Source organism: Deefgea chitinilytica (genome assembly GCF_016881405.1).
Lineage (GTDB): Bacteria > Pseudomonadota > Gammaproteobacteria > Burkholderiales > Chitinibacteraceae > Deefgea > Deefgea chitinilytica.
This window is the reverse complement of record NZ_WOFE01000001.1, coordinates 686,453-707,209: the sequence shown is the minus strand read 5'-3', so window position 1 is coordinate 707,209 and position 20,757 is coordinate 686,453. Positions and strand designations below refer to the sequence as shown.

Sequence of the window (20,757 nt, the reverse complement as noted above, 5' to 3'; positions counted from 1 at the left end):
TAGTCGCCACCAAGCCGACATTCTTTCATTGGAACATAAAAAAACCGCAAAGTTGCACGCTTTGCGGTTTAATTTGGGCGATAGAAAAATTACTTTTGCGACAAAACCCACGTCGCCAATAATTTTGCCTCTGCCGCAGTAACGGCATTCGGTGGCATCGGAACTGCCCCCCAAACTCCCGCGCCGCCCTTCTGAATTTTGCCAGCCAACAACGCCACCGCATCTTTATTGCCCTTGTATTTTGCAGCAACATCTTTATAAGCAGGGCCGACAACTTTTTTATCAACTGCATGACAGGCCAAACAATTTTTGGCCTTCAGTAAATCATCAACTGGTGCCGCAAACACACTACCACTCACTAAACCGCCCATCACCAACAACGCAGCAATTTTCTTCATTTTTAAACTCCATCAAAAGCAATCATTTCCGAATTTTTAGCATGGCACAAAAACCACAACGACGACACTGAGAAGTATCAAGCGATGGCAATTTTGCAAAAATAATTACAGCTCAAATCCGCAGAAAGCGCGACAATACGCCTTTACCGCGTACGACATGAGTTGGTCCATGGATTACTTCCCACTTTTTTTAAATTTAAAACAGCAAGCATGCATGATTGTCGGCGGCGGCGAAATTGCCGTGCGTAAATTGCGTCTTTTGCGTTCAGCAGGCGCCGATGTCACCGTCGTTGCGCCAGAGCTATGCGATGAAATGCTAGGGCTAGTCAAAGCAGGAGAAGTCCGTTGGCAACCGGCAGAATTTTCGCTTGCGCAAATCGCTGGGCAACGCCTCGTGATCGCGGCCACCGATCACCCCAGCGTCAACCAAGCCGTCTTCACTGCCTGTGAAGCGGCTGGCATTTTGGTCAACTCAGTTGATGACCCTGCACATAGCCGCTTTATTACCCCGGCGATTGTCGACCGCGCGCCACTCACCATTGCCATTTCAACCGGTGGCGGCGTCCCCGTTTTAGCGCGACATTTACGCGCACAACTTGAAGCGCTGATTCCCCACGGCTGGGGTGACTTGGCCAAACTGGGCAGCGAATTGCGCGATCTGTGCAAAGAAAAAATGCCCGACACCGCCAGCCGCCGTGCTTTTTGGGAAAATGTGCTCGCCGGTCCCATCCCCGATCAAATTTTTGCAGGGCAAGTCGCTGCCGCACACGCACAGCTGATCGATGCCATCGAAAATCGCGCCACACAATCGCCCAATTTGGGTGCGGTGTATTTAGTGGGTAGTGGCCCGGGCAACCCTGATTTACTCACCTTCCGAGCACTGCGCCTGATGCAGCAAGCTGATGTAGTGCTGTACGATAATTTAGTATCTGACGCGATTATGGATATGGTACGCCGCGATGCTGAGCGAATTTATGTCGGCAAGAAATCCAATAATCACGCACTACCGCAAGAAGAAATCAATCAACTTCTAGTTCGACTAGCACTTGAAGGCAAAAAAGTGCTGCGCTTAAAAGGCGGCGACCCGTTTATTTTTGGCCGTGGCGGCGAAGAAATTGAAGAATTGGCCGAGCATGGGATTACCTTTGAAGTGGTGCCGGGAATTACTTCTGCGGCTGGTGCATCGTGTTATGCCGGCATTCCTCTGACGCATCGCGACTACGCGCAATCGGTTACTTTTGTGACCGGTCACCGCAGAGCAGGAGAAAGCGATCTCGACTGGCCTCGCTTAGTCAATCCAACAGAAACAGTCGTGGTGTATATGGGCGTCGCTCAATCAGGGTATATTGCAGAACAACTTATTCAGCATGGCAGAGCAAGCAATACTCCAGTTGCTATTGTAGAACGTGCCACTACGCAAGCACAACGGGTCATCACCGGCGAGCTGGCTAACCTAGCACAACTGATAAAAGACCAGCACATCAAACCGCCGGCACTTTTGATCATCGGCGACGTGGTTAAATTACATAAAAAACTCAATTGGCGAACGAGCAGTCATTAGGTCATGACAAAAGGAGCGGGTGATTTCGGCGTCCGATATTTAGCAATCAGACACAGCGTGACAATTACAAACAGCAAATTGGAACTCGCCGAAAACACCAAAGCCCAACCGCGACCATTCGCAACGACTTGCACTAAAGCATAAAAAGTCGCAATCAACGATGAAATACTCCAAATCGCCCACGAACCCAGCGACACATTTCGACTCGATTTAGTGCTATACATTAATTTCCATTGCGGGATATACGCCAACAAAGACAGTAATCCAACGCAAAATTGTAAATAGCTTGCACCCTCTAATACCAATCGATTCATAAAATAAAAACCCCGTATTGAATTATTGTATGGCTCTATTAATTCAAATCCGATAAACGTGTCGTCGCTTGCTCATCATGGATAGGGCGGCCTTTTCCCGCTCCCAAACGTTGCGCAACATAAATGCTGCTATGCCCAGAGAATAAAAAAGCGACCACACAAGCTAATAACGCATAGGGTGCAATTGCCGCACCAAATAACTCAATCGCCATCAAGCTAGATGCTAATGGCGTATTAGCTGCACCCGCAAATACCGCCACAAATCCTAAACCAGCCAATAATGGGTACGGCATATCCAATAACGGAGCCAAGGCATTGCCCAAAGTTGCGCCAATATAAAACAGCGGGGTAACTTCGCCACCTTTAAATCCTGCACCCAATGAAAAAGTAGTAAATAGAAATTTTAATGGCGCATCAAATAATGATAAGGGCTGAGAAAAAGATTCAACAATACTCGGTATCCCCAGGCCAATGTAACGATAAGCGCCCGTCATATACACCACTACAGACAATACCAATCCACCAATAAATGGCCGTAATGGTTGATATTTAATACGCTTAAATTGACGCGCAAACCAATGAGTCGTTTCTGCAAATAACTTTCCTGCCAAGCCAAAGACAATCCCGGCAATCAATACTGCAGCAAGCCCTTTCAACGTTACCACCGGAATAGATGCAATTGCGTAATGGGTATGATGCACTCCAATGGCTCGCACTAAGCCATCACTACTTAAGCTCGCGATCAAGCAAGGAAACAAAGCGTTATTGCGCATCTTCCCCAGCGCCAACACCTCCAAGCCAAACACGGCCCCCGCTATAGGGGTACCAAACACACCGGCGAAACCTGCGCTCATTCCTGCCATTAAGATCGCTCTACGCACCTCTGGAGTCCGCTTGGTCCAAAGTGCAATTTGATCAGCAAATGTTCCCGCCATCTGAACCGCCGTTCCCTCCCGGCCAACCGATGCGCCAAAAAGATGGGACAAAACAGTGCCAAGCAAGACTAAAGGTGCCATTCGTAAAGGAATGACTGCCTTAGGATTATGAACCTCGTCAATCAGTAGGTTACTGCCCGACTCAATACTGCGACCAAAACGATGATACAAATACCCGACAGCAAACCCACCCAACGGCAAAAGCCAGATAATTTGCGGATTAGCCACACGCGTTTGTGTAGCCCACTCCAGCGACACCAACAAAACAGCCGACGCCAAGCCCCCTAGCAAACCGATTGCTAGCGCTAAAGGAATCCAGAGCAAGAGATCACGAAATATTTGTCGATAAAAAGCATAACCAGACATAAATGCGATCAGCCCACGTAATTGATGTATAAGCCTGAACGCCTTCTTATGCAGCGCTCACAAGACCATACCTATAGATAATATAAATACGCCCAGACACTAAGCACCAAGGGTAGCAACAAGGCTGTCACAACCCCATTAAAACCCATCGCCAAGCCCGAAAAAGCACCGGCGGTTTCAGAAATCTGAAAAGCACGCGCCGTTCCAACACCATGCGAAGCCAAACCTAAGGCAAACCCTTGAGCGACTTCATGCTTGATATTTAGCCAATGATACAAAGGCACAGCCAAGGCCGCCCCCCCCACCCCAGCAATAATCACTGCATTAGCAGTCAACGATGAAATACCACCATGCTCTTTAGCTAAAGCCATCGCAATTGGCGTTGTGCATGATTTAGGTACGAATGATAGTATCGTATGCCAATCCAACCCTAACACCGACCCAATAATCAGCACAGACACCATACCTACCACGGAGCCAATCAGCAAAGCGATGCATAAAGGCCAAAAATACTGTTTCATTTTGGCTAAGTTGGTATACAAAGGAATCGCTAGAGCCACCGTTGCAGGCCCTAGTAACAAATGAATCGGCTGTGCCCCATAAAAATAAACGGTATAGGACGTTTTAGTTAACTTTAATAATCCAATAATCATTAGCACCGAGACCAAAACTGGATTAAGCAAAGGAAAACAATGGGCACGTTTATACAGCGCATTGGCAAGCAAATAAGCCACGCCAGTTACAGCAATCCAAGTCGCAGGGAACTGCGCAAGATGAATGGAAACACTCATCGGCTAGACTCCGCTTCTTTATTTTGCCGGCGTACCAGCAAAAAATTCAGAATCCAAGCCGTTGTTAGTAATGTTAGGAGTGTTGACAGCATAATTGTGACCATCATCGCCAAACCCTGTGCCTCTAATCGATCACCAAGCTCTATCAAGCCTACTCCTGCTGGCACAAACAAAATACCCAAGTAGCGCAGTAAACCCTCGGAAGCCAGCGCCACTCTTAATTCCGCCTTACCACGTACCACACACCAAAGTGTGAGTAACAACATACCCAACACCACACTGGGAACAGGCAAATCAAATAATTGACGAACAAACTCGCCCCCAACTAGCGCCAGAAAAATAATTGATAAGCCGTACAACATGGCAAACCCTAATTTAATATCATCAATAAAGTGCCACTGTACTGCTTCAAGGTGGCAATGCCTAGAGTAAGAAATAACATTCAAAGCAATGTGCCGCGCGAGGCAAGGGAAATTGCGCCGTGCAAAACGAAATTGCTCACCTTATGATGTTCGTCCTCGGGGATCAACGCGGCAAGAAATGCTTCCCCACGCGGGAATGCTTTTCGCTAAAATAGTCAAATGAAAATCGACACCACCCCTTGCTTTCACTGTGCAGAGCCATGCCCGCCCGATAGTGAGTTGCATATCCGCTATCACAATGTGAGTTACCCTGTTTGCTGTATCGGCTGCAAAGCAGTCGCTGAAACTATTATTAGCAGCGGTTTAGATCAATATTACGCGCAGCGTGAGAAACCAGCCGATCGCAAAGAGCCACTCCCCACCGAGCTGCTTGAACAATTATCTTTGTACGACGACACACAACTACAAGCTGATTTTGTTCACCAAACTGGTACACATACCAAAGAAGCGGCGCTGATTTTAGAGGGCATTAGCTGCGCCGCCTGTATTTGGCTCAATGAGCAACACATCGCCCAACTCAAAGGTGTGCAATCCGTTTCAATTAATTATTCAAGCTATCGAGCACGAATTTGCTGGGATGACAGCCAGATTCAACTATCGACTATTTTGGAACACATCGCCGCGATCGGCTACCGCGCCGTACCGTATGATCACGCCAGAGACGAGGTCAATTGGCAAAAACAAAGAAAATCCGCGCTGTTTCGCCTTTGGGTTGCTGGCCTCTCCATGATGCAGGTCATGATGTTTGTCGTGCCAATTTATTTATCGGCAGATGGTGAAATTGAAGATCTGTGGTTAACCATGATGCACTGGGGCAGTGCCCTACTCACACTCCCGGTGGTACTCTATTCTTGCTGGCCCTTTTACCGTAATAGCTGGCGCGATTTACGCCACGGCCGCGCCGGAATGGATTTGCCAGTCAGCCTTGGCGTATTGATTGCCTTTTTTGCCAGCGTTTATTCCTTAATCACCCAACATGGCGAAATCTATTTTGATTCGGTATCCATGTTCGTCTTTTTACTACTAAGCGGACGCTATCTTGAACTCAAAGCTCGCCGCAATGCAGGCGCAGCCGCCGAAAAACTCGTTAAATTAGTCCCGACCTTTGCCCATCAATTACATAGCGATCAAAGCCTGCATGAAACCGCCGTAGCACGACTCAAGGTCGGCGATCAAATCGTGGTCAAAGCAGGGGAAATCATCCCCATTGATGGAATCGTTCTCGATGGAAATAGCGACGTTAACGAAGCCATGCTAACAGGTGAATCACACCCGATTCAGAAAACATCGGGCTCAAATGTCACTGCAGGAACATCCAATCTGCTGTCCCCACTCACAATCGAAGTTAAGCTCACCGGTGCCAATACCCGTATTGCGGGCATGGTACGAATCTTGGATCAAGCCCTCGAGCAAAAACCACGCCTAGCGGCGATAGCAGACCGAATTTCAGGCTGGTTTGTCCTTGGTTTACTCTTGGCAGCAACACTGACCTTTTGGTACTGGCGTGTACACGATCCCGTTCATGCACTACCGATCACCGTTGCCTTGCTGGTCATTTCCTGCCCTTGTGCGCTCTCACTCGCAACCCCCACCGCATTAACGGCGGCAACCGGCCATTTGGCTCAACTGGGTTTATTGGTAACGCGTGCCAACTTATTAGAAACCATGGCCGGCGTCACCGACATCGTTTTAGATAAAACCGGCACTTTGACCTATGGCGAACCACGCATCGTTCGTGCAATACCATTAGCGCTCGAAGCTCAGCCGGCACTACAGATTGCACAAATTTTAGAAAGCCAATCAGAGCATCCAATTGCCAAGGCCTTTGCCCACGAAGGCAAGCCATCAGCAACAGTAGCGGTTACACAGGTACAAAAACATGCGCAGGGTGGGCTATCTGGGATTATCGATGGGCAGCAATACTGGATCGGCTCGTTAACATTTATCGCTAATTTATTGAACCAAGCCATTCCACATACACTAGAACAGTATGAGGCTGAAGGCTCTATTATTGCTTTATCTGACGGAAATACCTGGCTTGCCGCCTTTGTGCTAGCTGACTCCTTACGCCCAGAAGCCGCTGAACTGATTCATAAACTACATCAGTCCGGCTTTCAACTACACCTTGTTTCAGGCGATCAGCTGCACCCCGTCAATCATATTGCTGAACAACTTCAGATCAATAATGTGCGCGCGCAAGCGACACCCGAGGCCAAAGTCGCCTACATTCAAGCATTGCAAAGTAGTGGAAAAATCGTGCTAATGATCGGCGATGGCGTCAATGATGCCCCTGTACTGGCACTCGCAAACGTTTCGATTGCAATGGGAGCTGGCGTTGACATAGCTCACGCGGCTGGCGATATGGTCTTGCTGAATAATAATTTAGCCTGTTTACCTGCGGCATTTAAGCTAGCTAAGAAAACTCAACACATCATCAAGCAAAATTTACTGTGGGCACTACTTTACAATATTGCCGCATTGCCTTTGGCGGCAGCGGGCTTTGTCACACCATGGCTGGCCAGCATTGGCATGGCGATGAGCTCGCTGTTAGTTGTGCTGAATGCGCTACGCCTTATTCCATCTTCACGCAAAAAGAACCTATAAAATGGAAAGCCTCTATCTACTGATTCCACTCTCGATTGTGATTGCTTTTGTAATTGGCTTTGTTTTCTGGTGGACGATACGCAGCGGCCAGCTCGACGATTTAGAAGGACCAAGCTGGCGAATTTTGCATGACAATGACAACTACGATTCAAAAGAAGCAGACTCAAGCGAAGAAAAACAAAAATTTCCTGACTGAAAGCCGCTCAACAAGGTAAAATCAGCCGGTTTGTAACTATGCACACTTGATCCAAATCAAGTTTGCTGGTTTTTTAGTTGCGTATAGTTCAGAGGGTATCAATTTCATATTCAATGAGATTGATATCTAACTAGGTTGCTAAATAATTTGGCACAGACCAAAACAAACTTATCGTAAACAAATAAAAAAGTTATTAACTCAATTCCAAGCAGTTGGAGATCAATCGGAGCGCTCTAATGGAAAACCAAGCCACATACAATTACAAAGTGGTTCGGCAGTTTGCCATCATGACGGTCGTTTGGGGTATTGTCGGAATGTTGGTCGGCGTAATTATCGCCGCGCAAATGTTCTGGCCAGAGCTCAATGTCGGCCCTTATTTTCATTTTGGCCGTTTACGCCCTCTTCACACGAATGCAGTTATTTTCGCATTTGGTGGATGCGGCTTATTCGCAACGTCGTACTACGTAGTCCAACGCACCTGTAACGTTCGCCTTATTAGCGACAAACTCGCCGCCTTCCACTTTTGGGGATGGCAGCTAGTGATTGTGTTAGCAGCAATTACCCTACCTTTGGGTTACACCCAGGGTAAAGAGTATGCTGAATTGGCTTGGCCGATTGATCTTTTGATTACTGTAATTTGGGTTTGCTATGCCATTGTCTTTTTTGGCACGATTGCAACACGCAAAGTGAAGCACATCTATGTTGCCAACTGGTTCTATGGTGCATTTATCCTAGCCGTTGCGTTGCTACACATTGTCAATAGCATGGCATTGCCAATCTTGGGTACGATGCAATCGTATTCAATTTACTCTGGCGCAGTCGATGCAATGGTGCAATGGTGGTACGGTCACAACGCCGTGGGTTTCTTCTTGACCGCAGGCTTCCTAGGGATGATGTATTACTTCGTTCCAAAACAAGCAGGTCGCCCTGTTTACTCATATCGTCTGTCTGTGGTGCACTTCTGGGCACTTGCATTCACCTATATGTGGGCCGGTCCACACCACTTACATTACACCGCATTACCTGACTGGACCCAATCTTTGGGTATGGTGTTCTCACTGATTCTACTGGCACCAAGCTGGGGCGGTATGATCAACGGGATTATGACGCTGTCTGGTGCATGGCATAAACTGCGTACCGATCCAATTCTGAAATTCCTCGTTACTGCGCTGTCGTTCTACGGCATGTCAACGTTCGAAGGTCCAATGATGGCAATCAAATCGGTGAACGCCTTGAGCCATTACACCGACTGGACAGTAGGCCATGTTCACTCAGGTGCTTTGGGCTGGGTAGCGATGATTACTATCGGTGCAACTTACTACCTGATCCCACGCTTGTTCAATCGCGAACAAATGTACTCAGTAAAACTGATTGAAGTTCACTTCTGGATGGCTACTTTGGGCACAGTGTTGTACATCGCCTCAATGTGGATCGCCGGTGTAACACAAGGCTTGATGTGGAGCGCGGTGAATCCAGACGGCACTTTGACTTACGCCTTTATTGAGTCTGTAAAAGCCACTTACCCGTACTACTTTATTCGTTTCTTGGGTGGTGCTTGCTTCTTATCAGGCATGTTTTTAATGCTTTACAACGTTCTGCGCACCGTTTCAATTGGCAAAGCCGTTGATGCGAAAATCCCAGCCGTTGCAGCGCACGCCTGATTGCAGAAGGAAAAATAATATGAATAAGCTGCAAAAGATTGTTGAAGAAAATGTTTTCTACTTAATCATCCTGACTTTGTTCACGCTGAGCGTAGCGATGTTTGTAGAAATCTTACCGCTCATGTTTAGCAAATCAGTAACAAAGCCAATTGACGGAGTTAAGCCCTATAGCGCACTACAACTGGCAGGTAGGGATGTATACATTCGTGAAGGCTGCTACGCATGTCACTCACAAATGATTCGTCCTTTCCGCTCGGAAACGGAGCGCTATGGTCACTTCTCTGTCGCTGGCGAGTCTGTTTATGATAGGCCATTCCAATGGGGCTCTAAACGGACCGGGCCTGATCTGGCTCGTGTAGGTGGACGTTACTCGGATGAATGGCACCGCACTCATTTGATGAACCCACGTGACGTAGTGCCCGAATCAAATATGCCTGCATTCGCATTTTTAGCAGCTCGCCCTGTCGATGCTGAAATGCTGCCAAAGAAAATGACTGCACTGCGCCAATTGGGTGATCCATACACGGATGCAGACATTGCAAATGCAGCTAAAGCAGTGGAAGGCAAAACAGAGATGGATGCCGTGATTGCCTACCTGCAAGGCTTGGGTCTTGTTCTGAAAAACAAAAGGTAAGCGCGATGGATCTGCAGAACGAAATACGAGTCATCGTTACCGTTGTGGGTTTTGTTTTGTTCGTGGGAATTTGCTTTTGGGCCTTCAGCAAACGAAACAAAGCCGCCTTTGACGAGGAAGCACAGCGCGTGTTCCTAGACGACGATCTACCACCGTCAGACAAGCAGACCTAAAGCGTTCGGAGAGTAAATATGGATGATTTTTCAAGTAGTTTTTGGGGCTACTTTATTGCCGCAGTTTCGCTAGGTGGCATTTTCTATTGCGCCTACATTCTTGTAACGCAAATGAAAGTAAAGCTTAAAAAAGGCGAAAAAGCAGAAGTAACTGGCCACGTTTGGGATGGCAACCTAGAAGAATATAACAACCCATTACCAGGCTGGTGGGTTGGTATGTTTGTGCTGACCCTCATTTTTGGCTTAGTTTACTTGACGCTTTATCCTGGTTTAGTTGCTTTTGGCAACTTAAAGAACTGGAGCTCAGTCGGCCAATACAAAGCTGAAGTCGCCAAATCTGATCAAAGAACCGACAGCATGTATGCGTCGTTCCTGAACATGCCATTGACAGAAGTGATTAAATCGCCTGAGGCGGTTTCCATGGGTAAGAACTTGTTTCAAACCTACTGTATTCAATGTCATGGTTCTGATGCGCGCGGGGCCAAAGGTTTTCCAAATCTTACCGATGGAGATTGGCTCTACGGTGGCTCACCTGAAAAAATTAAAGAAACACTTAATTTAGGTCGCCACGGCCAAATGCCAGCATTTGGCGCAGCTTTTGGTGAAGAAAAAGTGCGTGACGTAGCCAACTACGTGATGAAATTATCAGGTAATGCCGCTCACAACAACGTTCGCGCAGAACGCGGCGCGGTTACTTTTGCGCAAGTGTGTGTTGCTTGCCATGGTACAGAAGGTAAAGGCAATCAAGATATTGGTGCACCGAACCTAACTGACAATGTTTGGCTGTACGGCGGCTCCGAAAACACCATCGTAGAAACCATTACCAATGGTCGTGACAATGTCATGCCAGCATGGAAAGAGTTCCTCGGCGATGGAAAAGTTCACTTGTTGGCCGCTTATGTATTTAGCCTACGCCAAGAGCAAAAATAAAATCTAGCTTTACTTTATATGCGGGCGGTTTTTCCGCCCGTTTTTCATTAACCGAAGAACAATGCTTAAAGTTAAGTAACTGAGTCACAGCTTTTCCCCAAAACGGGCAAGCCAAAAACAGTACATTTGTACAGTAAAGCGCCCCGACGAAATGCGGATTTTTTGCCGGACTACTTACAAAACTTTCACCATCGTTTTTGCCAAGGAGCCATCATGAGCAAAAAATTAAAAGACATTCCAGTCAACGTCATTAATGTAAAAGATGACGGAGAACTCGAAGAAGTCATGCTGTACGCGGCTCACAAAAAAATCTATCCACGCTGGATTACTGGCTTTTGGAATAACTGGCGTATTTTTTTCGTAATCGCGACCCAATTGTTTTTTTATTGTGTGCCTTGGTTAGAAATCAATGATCGGCAGGCACTGCTGTTTGATTTAGCAAATCGTAAATTCTATATTTTTAGCCTCGTTTTTCTGCCGCAAGATTTTATCTATTTAACCGCCCTACTCTTACTATCCGCCTTTGGTCTTTTTGCATGGACCACAATTGGTGGTCGCCTATGGTGTGGCTATGCCTGCCCACAAACGGTGTACACCGAGATTTTTCTCTGGATAGAAAAATGGGTCGAGGGTGATCGTGGCGCTCGGATCAAACTCGACAACGCCCCTTTAAGCGCACGAAAAATACGCCTTAAAGCAACAAAACATGCAATATGGGTACTCTTTGCCCTCTGGACAGGTTTTACCTTTGTTGGTTTTTTCACGCCGATCCGCGAGCTATGGGGCAATCTGATTGTTTTTGCTCTTTCTGGCTATGAAATATTCTGGATACTGTTCTATGGTTTTGCCACTTATGGCAACGCAGGCTGGATGCGAGAGCAAGTTTGTAAATACATGTGTCCATACGCCCGTTTTCAAAGCGCAATGTTTGATGCTGATACACTCATCATCAGCTACGACAAAGAGCGCGGTGAAAACCGCGGCAGCCGTAAAAAAGGGAGTGACTACAAAGCGGATGGTCTAGGTGACTGCATAGATTGCTCAATGTGTGTACAAGTTTGCCCAGTCGGGATCGACATTCGCAATGGTTTGCAATATGAATGCATAGGCTGTGCCGCCTGCATCGACGCCTGTGATGAAATCATGGATAAAATGAATTATCCACGTGGGCTCGTACGCTACACCACAGAAAACGCACTTGAGCACAAATATCCCGAAAGCGACATCATCAAAAAAATCAAACGCCCACGCGTGATCATGTACGCAGTCGTGATCAGCATTGTGCTGACTGTGACAATCAGCTCTTTACTAATGCGTCAGCCAATTAAATTAAATATTGAACGCGACCGTGTAGCACTAGTTCGAGAAGCCGAAGATGGTAACCTTGAAAATACATTCCGCTTACTCATTCAAAACGCCAGCGAAAAAGACCATGTTTATCTGATTCGAGTTGAAGGTCTGCCAGAGGTGAAACTTATTGGCAAAGATTCTATCGAACTGCCGTCAACGGTCATCGACAATCTCTCAGTTCGAGTGCAGGTTCCACCGGAACACGCCAAAGCGGGCAGCCATGAAATTAGATTTATTGTGACGGCAAAAGACGACCCTAGCCAAACCGTCACTGAAAAAGCCACCTTCATTGGAAAATAAGATGAGTACACACGACGAACAAAAACCATGGTACAAACACGCCCATGTCTGGCTGTTAATTACCTTCCCTGTGCTCGCCATCATGGGGGGGGCACACATGCTATATCTAGCCGCCACCTCTAAAGACAGCTTAGTGAGCGACAACTATTACAAAGAAGGCAACAACATCAACCAACGTCTGCAGCTAGAAAAAAATGCCGCCGCAAAAGGGATTACGGCACAAGTAATTCTTGGCGACAACCAACAATCGATTCGAGTTTTATTCAATCAAAACAACCTTGGCCCAATCAAGCTCAAATTGGTTCACCCCACTTTAAACGGACTCGATCAAGAAATCACACTCAGTCAGCCCGCAGGCAGCATGTACACTGGTCAACTCAAGCAAGCCTTAGCAGCAGGCAATTGGTATCTCGAATTAAGCGACAACAGTTCAACGTGGAGCCTACGCAAACCGTGGGCCACCCAACGCAGCGAAAGCGTCGCATTACCTTAATACGCACCACCTTAAAACACAAAAGGGCCGATTGATTCAGCCCTTTTGCCATATTGAGTCCATCCTAGGACTGGTATAATCGCTAGTTCCCCAGTCTTTACGGTGCGTACTCGTCTTATGTCGCTTCCAGAAATTCCTCGTACTAACGAACGTCTACAGATTGCGCAACCGCACGGTTCGGCCGATGCCATGTTATTGGCGAGTTACGCTCAAGCTACACGGCCACTGGTCATTTTCACAGCCAACGCCCAAGAAGCCGCCAGACTCAAAGATGAACTCGGTTTTTTTCTGCCTGAAAAAGTCGTGCTACAGCTCCCCGACTGGGAAACGCTCCCTTATGATCATTTCTCCCCCCACTCCGATTTAATTAGCGAACGACTCGCAACACTGTGGCAAGTACGGCAAAACACAGTGGATATTTTGATCGTCCCGCTGCAAACGGCAATGGGAATTTTGCCGCCCGTTGAATTTTTAACTGCAACGACTTTTTTCATCAAAAAAGGTGACCCATTCGACGCAGAAAAACTGCGTGCCGATATGGCTTTTGCGGGTTACAACCACGTCACCCAAGTTTACAGCCCTGGTGAGTTTTCCATTCGTGGCGGTCTGATTGACTTATTCCCAATGGGCAGCAGCTTGCCATTCCGAATTGATTTGTTCGATAACGAAATCGAATCGATCCGCACTTTTGATGTTGATACACAACGTAGCCTGTACCCAGTACCCGAAATTCGCCTGCTTCCGGCGCGAGAATTTCCAACCGATGAAGAAGGCCGCAAAAAATTTCGCCAAAACTTCCGCGAAGCATTTGAAGGTGATCCTTCTAAAGCCAGACTCTACAAAGATATCTCAAATGGTGTCATCCCTGCGGGGATTGAATACTACCTGCCGCTGTTTTTTGATCACACCGCCACTGTATTTGATTACCTACCCAAAGATGCAGTATTGGCCTTGCATGGAGATTTATTAACGGGTGCAGGGCAATACTGGCAAGATATTGCCGAGCGACACAAGCTTAGCTACGGTGAAAAAGATAGACCCCTACTGCCACCACGACAATTGTTTGTCGAACCCGATGTATTGTTTGCCAACATCAAAAAATACCGGCGCATTGATCTGATTCAGGGCGAGACCAGCCTCACCCAAGCTTTACCAACGCTAGACGTAGATCGACGTAATGAAAACCCAATCCGTCGCCTCAACGATTTCATTAGCCAGTACCGCGGGAAAGTCATTCTCAGTGCAGAAAGTCTCGGTCGCCGCGAAACGATGGCGCAATTTTTTGCCGAATATGGTTTCACACCCGCACTAGTCGACAGCTGGGCGGATGCGCTCGCCAGCAGTGAACATGCTGTGCTTTTGGCTTCCCCACTATTTAGAGGCTTTGAATGGAAACGGCTTGCGCAACAAAACCAATCGATTGCGGTGATTACCGAAGCCGACCTCTACCCTTCAGTCATCCAAAGCCGCGGCAAGAAGCAACAAAAACGCAGTAATACCGATGCAATGTTGCGCGATTTGTCCGAACTCAAAATCGGCGACCCCGTCGTGCACGAAGCGCACGGCATTGGCCGCTATATGGGCCTGACGTCAATGGATTTAGGCGACGGCGCGACAGAGCTATTGCTGATTGAATATTCTGGCAATGACAAGCTTTATGTGCCGGTGAGTCAATTACATGTGATTTCGCGCTACTCGGGCGGCGCCTCCGAAACCGCACCGATGCACAAACTCGGCTCTGGCTCTTGGGAAAAAACCAAACGCAAAGCCGCCGAGCAAGTCCGCGACACCGCAGCCGAATTACTCAATTTATACGCCCGCCGTGCAGCACGAGAAGGCCATGCCTTTGAATGGAATCCGCACGACTATGAAGCCTTTGCTGCTGGCTTTGGCTTTGAAGAAACGGCCGATCAAGCTGGCGCGATTGAAGCCGTCTTGGTTGACATGCGCGTGAAGCAACCGATGGATCGCCTCGTTTGCGGCGACGTCGGCTTTGGTAAAACAGAAGTGGCGCTCCGCGCTGCGTTTGCCGCGGTAGCGGGCGGGAAGCAAGTCGCCGTCCTTGTACCCACGACCTTGCTCGCCGAACAACATTATCAAACTTTTGCTGACAGATTTTCTGATTGGCCGATCAAAATTGCCGAATTGTCACGATTCCGTTCTGGTAAAGAAACCGCTGCCGCGATTGCAGGCCTTGCCGATGGCAGCGTCGATATCGTCATCGGCACTCACAAATTAGTTCAGCCCGACGTGGTGTTCAAACATCTTGGCTTGGTGATTATCGATGAAGAACATCGCTTTGGCGTTCGGCAAAAAGAACAACTCAAAGCCCTACGCGCGAATGTAGACGTCCTCACACTAACCGCAACGCCGATTCCACGTACCTTGGCAATGAGCTTGGAAGGCCTGCGCGATTTTTCGGTCATTGCCACAGCACCGAACAAACGCCTTGCTGTTAAAACTTTTGTTGCGAAATTTTCTGACGGCATTATCCGCGAAGCGGTATTACGTGAACTCAAACGTGGCGGGCAGGTGTTCTTCTTACACAATGAAGTCGACACCATCGAAAACATGCGCGAGAAGCTAACCGCCCTGCTGCCTGAAGCACGCATCGGCGTGGCACATGGTCAAATGCGCGGCCGTGAGCTCGAACACGTGATGCGCGATTTTACGCAGCAACGATTTAATTTACTGCTCTGCTCAACCATTATCGAAAATGGTATCGACATCCCGAATGCCAATACGATTTTGATGAATCGCGCCGACAAATTTGGCCTGGCGCAATTACACCAGATGCGTGGTCGCGTTGGTCGCTCGCACCATCAAGCCTACGCCTACTTACTTGTTCCCGACCTAGAAGGTATTAGCAAAGACGCGAAAAAACGACTTGAGGCGATTCAGCAAATGGAAGAACTCGGCAGCGGCTTCTACTTAGCGATGCATGACTTGGAAATTCGCGGTGCCGGCGAAGTGTTGGGTGATTCGCAATCGGGTGAGATGCAAGAAATCGGCTTTGCGCTGTACTCACAGATGCTCAAAGAAGCCGTTAAAGCCCTCAAATCCGGCAAAGAACCCGATCTATCACAACCGCTGGGCGTCACCACCGAAATCAATCTGCATTCACCCGCGCTATTGCCAGAAGACTACTGCCCCGATATCAACGAGCGTTTATCACTGTATAAACGCCTTGCCAGCGTCGATGAAAAAGACGAGCTCAACGACATTCACCAAGAACTCGTTGATCGATTTGGTCTCTTACCAGAGCCCGCCAAAGTGCTGCTCGACTGCCATCGCTTGCGGATGCTCGCAAAACCGCTGGGCATCAGCAAAATTGATGCTGCCGACACGGCAATCATCGTGCATTTCGCACAAAACACCATTGTAGAGCCGATGAAAATCATCACCCTGATTCAAAGTAAAAAACATTACAAACTACAAGGCCAAGATAAATTACGCATCGAGGGCGACTGGCCATCCAGCGCACTGCGTGCAGCGCGAATTAATGAATTACTGCGAGAGCTGACTTAATATGGGCAGTATCAACTCAGGATCATTGATTAACAATGCGCTTAGCCACATACCCAAAGACCATCTACCCTATTTATGCGCCTTCGCAGTATATGGTCATGGACTTGGTCAAACGCGGCTGATTGAATTACTCAAGCGGCAACACGTGAGCCAGCCGTTTCCCGAGCAACTTGCCCTTGATGTTTTGTCGGTCAAAGCTAAGCTCGGCCAGTTGATGGTCGCCAAACTGATTCAAGCTGAAACAGTCGGCTTTGAGCTCAAACCTGAATTGCAATGGCCACTCTTAGCTTACCTCGCTCATGAGGGACAGCTCAGCAGCTGGGTCAAAAACGCACTGCAAGTCAAACCCACCGTGCAATACTGGGAAAGCACTTCGCGACAAAGCTATGCGCAACTTTGTATTTACTCAGTCATGCTCAACGACAGTGACACACTGATCACTGACCTGCAATCATTTAGCGCCAGCAGCATGACCCACGTCGCACTGGAGCACCATCCGGTTCATTTTTTCTTTCGGCATGAACTTGGATTGCATTTTTTTGCGCAAGTTGAAGCAAAAACACAAGCCGCGCTTTTAGGCCACTTTTTGTTTTTCGCCACGCAATTACTCGCCCCCGCGACGGCACAATATCAATATGCGCTCAGCAACATTTCGCAACTGAGTACGCCAATGTTGTTGCAAACCTTGGCTTGGCAGGCGCAACTGCGTGGCGACATGGCCAGCTATGCATTCCTGACTGAGCGCATTAATCCCAATTTAATTACCGAAGCCGATCTGTTGATGCGACTTAGCAAGCGCGATCTGCAAGCTGTCATCGAGCGCGGTGCGGCGATTATTGCCCACGAAAAACAGCAAACCAACAAACGAAAAATCGCCATTCACGGTCACCTTGGTGTCATCTATAGCTTGGCCTTGCTCGGCACTCGGCAAGAGGCTGATCTCAAGCTATTAGTCACACAATTTGAAGTCGGCAAAAAAGAAAAACTCAACGGTCTGTATGCCGACCACATCGACTGGGTGTATTACCTCGCCACAGGTTTGTCGTGCCAGAATAATGCGCAAACGCCGATTTCAGCCAATTACGGCATCATGGGCTTATTTGAATTGATGATCTTGTACTGGCGTGATTATCCATTTGACGCCAACTGGCGCACTCAGTGCGAAAAACTGCATCACGCGTGGCAAGAATACACTTGGGTCATCCACGAACTTGATGTGTTGATGGGCAAAGCCTTTGGTGATGATGTATTACAGCCCAACTGGCATGCCGAGCGCGAACTGACGCCACTGATCGACTTATTCCCGCGCGAAGAAGCATGGTCACGCGCCCTAACCGCACTGAGTTTACTCAACACCAAACCGAATGACGTCAACACCAACGATATGCGCTTGGCATGGTTTATCAATCTGCATCACGGTTCGGTTTCAATTGAGCCCAAAGAGCAAAAAGCCAACGCCAAAGGCATTTGGAGCAAAGGCCGTACCGTTGCGCTCAAACGACTTAGTATTGGCAACGACCCCGCACTGAATTACCTGAGCGAACAAGATCAACGTATCGTGAGGCATGCGCGTGCAGAGCATAATTACTATGGCGAATCAGGCTATACTCTCAATCACGAAGCTGCACTGGTTGACTTGATTGGTCATCCACAAGTCTACTGGGCCGACGCGCCAGATGTCCGTATCGATTTGGTCGCTGGCGAGGTGGCGCTACAACTGAAAGAAATCAAAGGGCAGATTTCGCTCAAACTAAACCCCAGTATTACCGCAGGCGAAGACGTGGTATGGCGCAAAGAAACGCCCACACGCTTAGTCGTTTACCAAATCAACCCCGACATCCGGCAGATTGCCGGCATTATTGGGGCCGGCTTATTAGTGCCCTCCGCAGCAAAACCACAGTTGGTTGGTGCGATCACTTCAATTGCACCGCATATCGCGATTCATTCAGATTTACCCGAATTAGCGGCACATATCGATGCCATTGCTGCCAACTCGATGATTTATGCGCATTTATTGCCACTGAATGAAGGCTTGCGATTGCAATTTCTGGTGCGACCACTTCAAGATGGCGGCTGGTTTATACCTGGAAAAGGCACAAGTAATATTTTGGGCGAAGTTGATGGTAAGACCGTCCAAGCAGAACGTGATTTAAAAGCCGAAAAAGCCAATCTTAGCTACATCATTAACTATTGCACCGCACTCGCCCACGGAGAAAGTGACGGTCAAGAATGGCAAATCGACGCGCCCGAAGATTGCCTTGAATTATTGATGCAGCTACGCCGCCTTCCGAGCGATCAAATCGAACTGGTGTGGCCAGAGGGCGAGCGCTTCCGCCTCAAAGCGACTAAATCACTAGCCAATATGAAATTAGGCTTAAAACAGCAAGGCGATTGGTTTGTCGTCAATGGCGAAGTCAAACTCGACGATGGCAAAGTGCTGCAACTACGCCAATTACTGGAATTACTCGACGCATCACCCGGCCGCTTCTTAAAACTCGGCGACAACGATTATCTGGCGCTGACCGATTCATTTCGTAAACGACTCGAAGAACTCTACGCCGTTGCCGAACCGAGCGGTGCCGACGGTTTTAAAGTCAATCTACTTGCCAGCGGCGCGCTGACTGAACTCGCCAACGAAGTCGGTGAACTCGAAGCCGACGCAGCATGGCGTAATCACATCGCCAAACTCGACAGCCTCGCTCAGCATCAGCCCAAAGTCCCATCGACACTACAAGCCACCTTGCGTGAATACCAGCACGAAGGCTTCCAGTGGCTATCACGTTTGGCACACTGGGGCGTTGGCGCCTGTTTGGCCGACGATATGGGCTTGGGCAAAACGGTGCAAACCTTAGCGTTGCTGCTCGAGCGTGCGCCAAATGGGCCGTGTTTGGTCGTTGCGCCAACCTCAGTCGCTTTGAACTGGGAAGCCGAGACGCGCAAATTTGCACCTACGCTTAAGATCCAAGCCTACGGTCAAAATCGTAAATTAGACGAATTAGGCGCGTTTGATGTGATTGTGACCAGCTACGGCCTACTGCAACAAGACGCCGAACAATTCGCTGCCGTACATTGGCATACCGTCGTACTTGATGAAGCGCAAGCAATTAAAAACGCCACCACCAAGCGCAGCCAAGCGGCGATGGCATTGCAAGCTGATTTTCGAATGATTGCCACGGGTACGCCGATGGAAAATCATTTGGGCGAACTGTGGAATTTGTTCCGTTTTATCAATCCGGCGCTCTTGGGATCAAAAGAGAAATTTACTGCCAAGTACGCCAACCCGATTGAAAACGGTGACAAGGCCGCCAAGCAAGCGCTGAAGAAAATCATTCAGCCTTTTATGCTGCGCCGAACCAAAACCCAAGTGCTCGAAGAATTACCAGCGCGCACTGAAATCACGCTGCGCGTACCGCTCACCTCTGACGAAATGCATCTGTACGAAGCACTGCGTCAACAAGCCGTCGAACGCCTCGACAGCATAGACGAAGCCGCGAAAAAACCGATGCAAGTACTGGCCGAAATCACCAAACTACGCCGTTTTTGCTGCAACCCCAAGTTGGTAATGAAAGACAGTCAACTCATCGGCAGCAAGCTCACCGCGTTTACCGAAATCACCACCGAGCTACTCGAAAACCAACATAAAGCGCTGGTGTTCAGCCAATTTGTTGATCATCTAGCCATCGTGCGCGAATGGCTCGAGAACCAAGGGATTGCTTACCAATACCTAGATGGCAGCACACCACCAAAAAAACGCCAAGAAGCAGTGAATGCGTTTCAAGCTGGCGATGGTGATATTTTCTTGATTAGCCTTAAAGCCGGTGGTTCAGGCCTCAATCTCACCGCCGCCGATTATGTGATTCATCTTGATCCGTGGTGGAATCCAGCCGTCGAAGATCAAGCCTCTGACCGCGCTCATCGGATGGGACAACAACGCCCAGTAACAATTTATCGCCTCGTTGCCGAAGGCACCATCGAAGAGCAAATCGTGGCACTACATCACAATAAGCGTGATTTGGCCGATAGCCTGCTCGAAGGTGGCGATAATAACGGCAAGCTCAATGCTGATGCCCTGCTCGAATTACTCAAATCAGCCGCATAGAT

Annotated in this window: 16 protein-coding genes; 11 read left to right on the top strand and 5 right to left on the bottom strand. The window is 48.3% G+C overall.

Annotated elements, in window-relative coordinates:
- Nucleotides 1-89: 89 nt before the first annotated feature.
- Nucleotides 90-398 carry a c-type cytochrome gene (locus GM173_RS03210; RefSeq protein WP_203569879.1) on the bottom strand — a complete coding sequence of 103 codons (309 nt, stop codon included), beginning with the start codon at nt 396-398 and terminating at the stop codon, nt 90-92.
- 157 nt (nt 399-555) lie between these two features.
- On the opposite strand from GM173_RS03210, the gene cysG reads away from it, so the two are divergent.
- Complete coding sequence (gene cysG / locus GM173_RS03205; RefSeq protein WP_275412318.1) at nt 556-1,959, top strand: siroheme synthase CysG; 1,404 nt, start codon at nt 556-558, stop codon at nt 1,957-1,959.
- Here the strand turns inward: cysG and GM173_RS03200 are convergent.
- The 4 genes from GM173_RS03200 to GM173_RS03185 form a co-directional block, all read right to left on the bottom strand.
- The gene (locus GM173_RS03200; RefSeq protein ID WP_203569878.1) at nt 1,956-2,273 is read right to left on the bottom strand and encodes a PQ-loop domain-containing transporter; all 318 of its coding nucleotides are present in this window, start codon (nt 2,271-2,273) and stop codon (nt 1,956-1,958) included. The genes cysG and GM173_RS03200 overlap by 4 nt on opposite strands.
- 38 nt (nt 2,274-2,311) lie before the next feature.
- On the bottom strand, nt 2,312-3,574 hold the full coding sequence (locus tag GM173_RS03195; protein WP_203569877.1) for a voltage-gated chloride channel family protein: 1,263 nt from the start codon (nt 3,572-3,574) through the stop codon (nt 2,312-2,314).
- Nucleotides 3,575-3,645: 71 nt separating this feature from the next.
- Nucleotides 3,646-4,365 (bottom strand): LrgB family protein, encoded by a 720-nt coding sequence (locus GM173_RS03190; RefSeq protein ID WP_203569876.1) that lies wholly within the window; start codon nt 4,363-4,365, stop codon nt 3,646-3,648.
- Entirely contained in the window at nt 4,362-4,727 is a 366-nt protein-coding gene (locus GM173_RS03185) for a CidA/LrgA family protein (protein WP_203569875.1), read from the bottom strand. The genes GM173_RS03190 and GM173_RS03185 overlap by 4 nt, the downstream gene beginning before the upstream one ends.
- 219 nt (nt 4,728-4,946) lie before the next feature.
- Here GM173_RS03185 and GM173_RS03180 point away from each other — a divergent pair, with 219 nt between their 5' ends.
- From GM173_RS03180 to GM173_RS03135, 10 genes are all read left to right on the top strand, one after another.
- Complete coding sequence (locus tag GM173_RS03180) at nt 4,947-7,391, top strand: heavy metal translocating P-type ATPase (protein ID WP_203569874.1); 2,445 nt, start codon at nt 4,947-4,949, stop codon at nt 7,389-7,391.
- 1 nt (nt 7,392) lies between these two features.
- On the top strand, nt 7,393-7,587 hold the full coding sequence (ccoS, locus tag GM173_RS03175; protein WP_203569873.1) for a cbb3-type cytochrome oxidase assembly protein CcoS: 195 nt from the start codon (nt 7,393-7,395) through the stop codon (nt 7,585-7,587).
- Nucleotides 7,588-7,823: 236 nt separating this feature from the next.
- Entirely contained in the window at nt 7,824-9,248 is a 1,425-nt protein-coding gene (ccoN, locus tag GM173_RS03170) for a cytochrome-c oxidase, cbb3-type subunit I (RefSeq protein WP_203569872.1), read from the top strand.
- 19 nt (nt 9,249-9,267) lie between these two features.
- Nucleotides 9,268-9,882, top strand: a complete 615-nt coding sequence (gene ccoO, locus GM173_RS03165) for a cytochrome-c oxidase, cbb3-type subunit II (RefSeq protein ID WP_203569871.1) — start codon at nt 9,268-9,270, stop codon at nt 9,880-9,882.
- Nucleotides 9,883-9,887: 5 nt separating this feature from the next.
- Complete coding sequence (locus GM173_RS03160; RefSeq protein ID WP_203569870.1) at nt 9,888-10,055, top strand: cbb3-type cytochrome oxidase subunit 3; 168 nt, start codon at nt 9,888-9,890, stop codon at nt 10,053-10,055.
- Between the two features lie 18 nt (nt 10,056-10,073).
- Entirely contained in the window at nt 10,074-10,985 is a 912-nt protein-coding gene (gene ccoP, locus GM173_RS03155) for a cytochrome-c oxidase, cbb3-type subunit III (protein ID WP_203569869.1), read from the top strand.
- Between the two features lie 213 nt (nt 10,986-11,198).
- Nucleotides 11,199-12,635 (top strand): cytochrome c oxidase accessory protein CcoG, encoded by a 1,437-nt coding sequence (gene ccoG, locus GM173_RS03150; RefSeq protein WP_203569868.1) that lies wholly within the window; start codon nt 11,199-11,201, stop codon nt 12,633-12,635.
- A 1-nt stretch (nt 12,636) separates the two neighbouring features.
- Nucleotides 12,637-13,128: a FixH family protein gene (locus GM173_RS03145; protein WP_203569867.1), complete on the top strand. Its 492-nt coding sequence runs from the start codon at nt 12,637-12,639 to the stop codon at nt 13,126-13,128.
- Between the two features lie 117 nt (nt 13,129-13,245).
- Nucleotides 13,246-16,656: a transcription-repair coupling factor gene (mfd, locus tag GM173_RS03140; protein WP_203569866.1), complete on the top strand. Its 3,411-nt coding sequence runs from the start codon at nt 13,246-13,248 to the stop codon at nt 16,654-16,656.
- A gap of 1 nt (nt 16,657) precedes the next feature.
- Nucleotides 16,658-20,755 carry a DEAD/DEAH box helicase gene (locus GM173_RS03135; protein WP_203569865.1) on the top strand — a complete coding sequence of 1,366 codons (4,098 nt, stop codon included), beginning with the start codon at nt 16,658-16,660 and terminating at the stop codon, nt 20,753-20,755.
- The last annotated feature ends 2 nt before the right edge of the window (nt 20,756-20,757 follow it).